Origin of the sequence: Kitasatospora sp. NPDC004669 (assembly GCF_040609455.1) — a bacterium.
Classification (GTDB): Bacteria; Actinomycetota; Actinomycetes; order Streptomycetales; family Streptomycetaceae; genus Kitasatospora.
Window position 1 is genome coordinate 1 of sequence record NZ_JBEXKB010000176.1, and the last position, 4,686, is coordinate 4,686.

At 75.5% G+C, this 4,686-nt stretch carries 1 protein-coding gene; it reads right to left on the minus strand.

Annotated elements, in window-relative coordinates; all coding sequences use genetic code 11:
* The coding region (locus ABZW30_RS46530; protein ID WP_355677414.1) for an SDR family NAD(P)-dependent oxidoreductase at window positions 1-4,686 on the minus strand (4,686 nt) is incomplete at both ends.

Below are 4,686 nucleotides of genomic sequence, written 5' to 3' on the forward strand. Positions count from 1 at the left end.
CCTCGACCACGTCGACCTGGGCGGGAGTCAGTCGGGCGTCGGCGAGCGCGGCCCGGATCACCCGCTGCTGCGAGGGCCCGTTGGGGGCGGTGAGCCCGTTGCTGGCGCCGTCCTGGTTGACCGCCGAGCCGCGGATCACCGCGAGCACCCGGTGCCCGTTGGCATGGGCCTCGGAGAGCCGTTCCAGCAGGATGACACCGGCTCCCTCGCCCCACGCCGTGCCGTCGGCGGCACCGGCGAACGGCTTGCACCGCCCGTCCGGCGCCAGGCCGCGCTGGCGGCTGAACTCGATGAACAGCCCGGGCGTGGCCAGCACAGCCGCGCCGCCCACCAGGGCGAGCGAGCACTCGCCGCCTCGCAGCGACTGGACGGCCAGGTGCATCGCCACCAGCGAGGAGGAGCACGCGGTGTCGACGGTGATCGCCGGACCCTCGAAGCCGAAGGTGTAGGAGATCCGGCCGGACGCGACGCTGGTGGTGGTGCCGGTCAGAAGGTAGCCCTCCATCGCCTCGGCGCTGTTGAACGCGTTCGCGCCGTACCCCACCCCGGCCACGCCGGCGAACACACCGGTACGGCTGCCGCGCAGCGACTGCGGGTCGAGGCCGGCCCGCTCCATCGCCTCCCAGGACACCTCCAGCAACAGTCGCTGCTGCGGGTCCATCGCGCTGGCCTCACGCGGGCTGATGCCGAAGAACTCGGCGTCGAACCGGTCCGCGTCGTAGACGAAGCCGCCCTGGCGGGTGTACGTCTTGCCCGCCGCGGCCGGGTCCGGGTCGTACAGCTCGTCCAGGTTCCAGCCGCGCCCGGTGGGGAACTCGCCGATGGTGTCGATGCCCTCGGACGCCACCCGCCAGAGCCCCGCCGGGGAGTTCGCGCCGCCGGGGTAGCGGCAGCCCATGCCGACGATCGCGATCGGGTCGCCCTCCATCGGCCCGGTGACGGCCCGGACTGCGACGGTCGGCGCGGCCTGGTCGACCAGCAGCTCGCGCAGGTGCCCGGCCATCGCGGCCGGCGTCGGGTAGTCGAAGACCAGTGTGGTGGGCAGCCGGGTGCCGACCGAGGCCGCCAGCCGGTTGCGGAACTCCACGGCGGTCAGCGAGTCGAAGCCGAGCTGCTGGAACGGCCGCTCCGGATCGATCGCCTCCTGCCCGGAGTGCCCCAGCACGGCCGCGATGTGGCCGCGGATCAGCTCCAGCAGCAGCCGCAGCTGCTCGGGTTCGGCCAGCCCGGCCAGCTGCCGGGCGAGCGGCGCCCCGGAGCCGCCGGCCACCCGGCGCGCGGGCGTGCCGACCAGGCCGAGCAGCAGTTCCGGCACCGCTCCGGTGGCGGCCCTGGCCCGCAGCGCCGGCAGGTACAGGGCGACCGGCACGACGCCGGCCTCCTCGCCGCTGAGCGCCCGGTCGAGCAGGCCGAGCGCCTGCTCGGTCGCGAGCGGCAGGACGCCGGAGTCCCGCATCCGGGCCCGGTCCTGGTCGGTGAGCGATCCGGTGATCGCGCTGCGCTCCTCCCACAGGCCCCAGGCGAGCGAGACCGCCGGCAGGCCCTGGGAGCGCCGGTACTGGGCGAGCGCGTCGAGATAGCTGTTGGCGGCGGCGTAGTTGCCCTGGCCGGGCGAGCCCAGGACACCGGCGGCCGAGGAGAACAGCACGAAGGCGGCCAGGTCGGTGCCGCGGGTCAGCTCGTGCAGGTTCCAGGCGCCGACGGCCTTGGGCCGCATCACGGCGTCCAGCCGCTCCGGCGTCAGGGCGGACACCATGGCGTCGTCCACCACACCGGCCGCGTGCACGACGGCGGTCAGCGGCCGGTCGGCCGGGACGGCGGCCAGCAGCTCGGCCAGGCCCCGGCGGTCGGCCGCGTCGACCGCGGCGACCTCGACCTCGGCCCCGAGCCCGGTCAGTTCGGAGAGCAGTTCCTGCGCGCCGTCGGCCCCGCGCCGGCTGGTGAGCAGCAGTCGGCGCACGCCGTGCCGGGTCACCAGGTGCCGGGCGAGCAGGCCGCCGAGCGTGCCGGTGCCGCCGGTGATCAGCACCGTGCCGTCCGGGTCCAGGTCGCGCGGCAGTCCCAGGACGACCTTGCCGACGTGCCGGGCCTGCTGGATGTGCCGGAAGGCCTGCGGGGCGTGCCGTACGTCCAGCGCGCGCAGCGGCAGGGGGTGGAGCACGCCCGCGTCGAACAGGTCGACAAGTGCGAGGAGCATCCGCTGGACGTGGTCCGGGTCGGCCTCGGTCAGGTCGAACGGGCGGTAGACGATCCCGGGGTGGGCGGCCGCGACCTCGGCGGCGTCGCGGATGTCCGCCTTGCCCATCTCCATGAAGCGTCCGTCCGGCCCGAGCAGCCGCAGTGAGGCGTCGACGAATTCGCCCGCCAGCGAGTTGAGCACGACGTCCAGTGGCGCGCCGTCGGCCCCGAAGCGCTGCTCGAAGTCCAGGTCGCGGGAGGAGGCCAGGTGCGCGTCGTCCAGCCCGAGCCCGCGCAGCACCGGCCACTTGGCCGGGTGGGCGGTGGCGAACACCTCCGCACCCCGGTGCCGGGCCAGCTGGATCGCGGCCATGCCCACACCGCCGGCGCCGGCGTGCACGAGGACCCGCTCGCCGGGCCGTACGGTGGTGAGCTCGTTGAGCGCGTAGTGGGCGGTGAGGAAGGTGATCGGCACGGTGGCGGCCTGGGCGAACGACCAGCCGGCCGGCACCCGGACCAGCCAGCGGCGGTCGGTCACCGCGACCGGGCCGATCGCGCCCGCGACCAGGCCCATCACCCGGTCACCGGGCGCCAGCCCGGTCACCTCGGGGCCGACCTCGGTCACCACGCCGGAAACCTCGCCGCCGATCGGCGCCTCGCCCGGGTAGAGGTCCAACGCGATCAGCACGTCGCGGAAGTTCACGCCGGCGGCGCGCACCGAGATCCGGACCTGGCCGGGCGTCAGCGGCACCGTCGCGTCCGGTGCAGGGACCAGCGCCAGGTGGTCGAGCGTGCCCTTCGCGGTGGCGTCCAGCCGCCAGGCGGACACCTCGGCCGGCACCGCCAGGGTGCCGGGGCGCTCCGCCGCCGTGAGCCGGGGAACGAGCAAGGTGCCGTTGCGGACAGCCAGTTCGGGCCGCCGGGCGGCGACCGCGGTGGGCAGCAATAGCCAGGACGCGCTGTGTCCGTCGAGGTCGACCAACACCAGCCGGTCCGGGTTCTCCGACTGCGCGGCCCGCAGCAGACCGCGGGCCGCGGCACCCGCGAGGTCCTCGACCGCATCCTCGACCCCAGTCGTGGCGGCACGCTCGGTCAGCACGACCAGCTGCGCGCCCGCCAGGGCGTCGTCCGCGAGGAACTCCTGGACGGCGGCGAGCAGTCGGCGGCTCCGGTCGATCGCGGCGGAGCCGCCGACCGGGTCCTCCGGGTCGTCCGAAGCGAGCGAACCGGGGGTGGCGTCGAGCAGCGCCACGGTGGGGGCGTCCGCCGACCGCCCGAGGCCGGGTAGGGTGGCGGTGAGCCGGGAGTCGGCGTCCGAGCCGAGCAGCACCCAGCCCTCGCCCGGGACGGCGGCTTCCTCAGTGGCGGCGGGCGCGGCCAGCGGGGTCCAGTCCACCCGGTGCAGCGGGGTGCGTGGGGTCGCGGCGAGCTGGTCGGCCGACACCGCGCGCATCGTGACCGACCCGACCGAGGCGACCGGGGTGCCGATCGCGTCGGCGATCGTCAGCGCGACGCTGTCCGCGTCATGGGCGCTGGGCGAGATCCGGACCCGCAGCTCCGGGCCGGCCGCCGCGTCCAGTCGGATCCGCTCCCACGCGAACGGCAGCTTGACCTGGTCGAGCGGCTGGCCGGCCTCGATCCTGGCCGCAACGAGTGCGTGCAGCGCGGCGTCCAGCAGAGCGGGGTGCAGGCCGAACTCGTCGGCGGCGGGGGCGGTTTCCGCCGGGAGCACGACCTCGGCGTACAGCTCCTCGCCGTGTCGCCAGACGGCCCGCAGACCCTGGAACGAGGGGCCGTACCCCAGCCCGAGGTCCGCCAGACCCGCGTACAGGTGCTCCGTCGCCACCGGGGTGGCACCGGTCGGCGGCCAGGCGGTCGGCAGGGCCCGGCCCGCGACCTCCTCCGCCGTCTCGGCCGGACGCAGCACGCCGGACGCGTGCCGGGTCCAGGCGATCGCCTCCTCGTCCCCAGCGGCGGGGCGGGAGTGCACCGTCAGCGAACGGCCGCCGTCCTGGTCGGGCAGGCCGATCCGGACCCGCAGCTGGACGGAGTCCTGCTCGCCCAGCACCAGCGGGCGGTGCAGCACCAGCTCGTCCACCCGGTGCTCGCCGCGGAGCTGCCCGGCGGCGTGCAGGGCCAGCTCGACGAAGGCGGTCCCCGGCAGCAGCACCGAGTCGAGAATGCGGTGGTCGGCCAGCCAGGACTGCGCCTGGAGCGCCAGCCGGCCCGTGAACACCACGCCTTCGTCGGGCAGTTCGACGATGGCTGCGAGCAGCGGGTGAGCGGCGGCGCTGAGCCCGGCCCCGGCCACGTCGCCGCGCCCGGAGCCGACCTCCAGGGCGTAGCGGCGGCGTTGGAAGGGGTAGGTGGGCAGGTCGGTGGCGTCGGTGGTGCCGGAGGGGGTGGGGATCGGCCAGGTGACGGGGTGGCCGTGGGTGTGGAGGGTGGCGAGGGCGGTGGTGGTGGTGTGGGTTTCGGGACGGCCCTTGTGCAGTGCGCTGATGGCGA